This window comes from Thermovirga sp., from assembly GCA_012523215.1.
Lineage (GTDB): Bacteria > Synergistota > Synergistia > Synergistales > Thermovirgaceae > 58-81.
The window spans coordinates 1-1,521 of sequence record JAAYIZ010000322.1 but is presented as its reverse complement, the minus strand read 5'-3'; the positions used below and the strand labels follow the sequence as shown (position 1 = coordinate 1,521).

The 1,521-nt window shown below is 61.4% G+C and carries 2 protein-coding genes; both read right to left on the bottom strand.

Annotation, left to right across the window (positions count from 1 at the left end; genetic code table 11):
* Positions 1 to 215, bottom strand: a 215-nt coding sequence (locus GX108_08525) for a UvrD-helicase domain-containing protein (GenBank protein ID NLO57066.1), incomplete at its 3' end; no start/stop codon positions are given.
* Positions 199 to 1,521: PD-(D/E)XK nuclease family protein (locus GX108_08520; GenBank protein NLO57065.1), on the bottom strand; the 1,323-nt coding region annotated here is incomplete at its 5' end. The genes GX108_08525 and GX108_08520, both read right to left, overlap by 17 nt.

Below are 1,521 nucleotides of genomic sequence, written 5' to 3'. Positions count from 1 at the left end.
TCGGTGAAGGTTATGGTCAGTATCCGGTCCAGGGGCACCCTGTCCACGGCCACCAGGCGGACGAACCTCCAGGAAAGGGTCAGCGTCTTTCCCGTACCGGCACCGGCACTGACGACCACCAGGGGCCCGTCGCGCATGATGGCCCTGGTCTGCCCCGATTCAAGACAGGCTTTTTTCTCGAGGTACCTGGTGAAGATTTCAGTCGTCCTTTCCATCTTCCTCACCCTGGGCGACCCTGGGAGATTCCTTCCTCCGGCAGAGGTCCTGGAAGTCGCAATACCGGCAGACCTTGTCGTTGGAGTAGTTCGGTGGGAAGGTGCTGTCTTTGACGGCCTTGGCCATTTCCGAGAGTGCTGTTTCCACTCGGGAGGTTGCTTCACCGAGTCCCTTGGCCGGTAACTTTCCCCACCCGGAAAGCACTTCCGGGACGGGTTTTTCGAGGCGCCCCGTGATGGAGCAGTCCTTCTGGGTCAGGTAGGCATAGCCCGAGACGGGTATGTTCCTCATCTCCTGGAGCATCACGGCGTAGGCGGGCAGCTGGAGCGAACTGCCCAGGCTCCTTGCCCTTCCCGTCTTGTAGTCGAAGACCAGGGCCGAACCGTCCTTCAGGTGGTCGATGCGGTCGAACCTTCCCCGGAAGAGCACTCCGTCGATCTCCGCTTCAAGGAGTTGCTCCCTTTCCTGGAATGTCCTTGCCGCGGCTAGGCCCGCCTCGTCCATCTCCTGCTGGAAGGCGGCCATCCTGAAGGCCTGCTCCCTGAACAGCTCGAGGCGCGCGGGGAATTGCGCCAGTTCCGGGTACTGCTCCGAAAGGGCGGCATCCCAGTGCTTTCTCGCTAGGGTCGCCAGGTTTTCCTCCGTGGTCATCCTTACCGACCAGGCCTTTTCCCAGAGGGCGTGGGCGACATTGCCCGCCCTGGCGGCGTCGAAACCCCAGGGACGCAGTCTTTCAATACGAAGGACTTTTTCGGCGTAGTACTTGAAGGGACAATCACCCCAGGTGTCTATCCCGCTCACCTGGACCCTTTTCGCCAATCCTTCGGGCCAGGGCGTCGGCGGGGGGATTTCGAAAAATCTCGGGGGCCTATAGGGGGGATCGGAGATCCTGGCCTCGATGCCTTCAACGACGGGGTCGCCCTCGCCGGGGATGACGTCCTTCATCGATCTCGAAAGGGGAGGTTCCCCGCCGACTTCGACTATCCAGGGCCGTGTCCCGCTCAGGGTCGACGTGATGAAGGCCGAGGACTGGAGGGGCCTTCCCGAATCGTCCTGGTTTGGTCGGGAACCTATGCAGAGTTCATCGGCCGATGCGATCATCCTCAACAACAGCGCTTCGCGCTGGGTTCTCTTTTCCTTCAGCAGAGGGAGATGGGAGGGCGAAAGCCCTGTTTCGAGGTTATCGTGAATTGCCTCCTTGTGATCGTCCTTCAGCAGGGGCGACTCCCAGAGCCTGCCGGGCCAGGCTTCAGCGGTAAGGCCCGTCAGGATGAAGACCCCGTGATGGGCAAGCACCGGGACGCT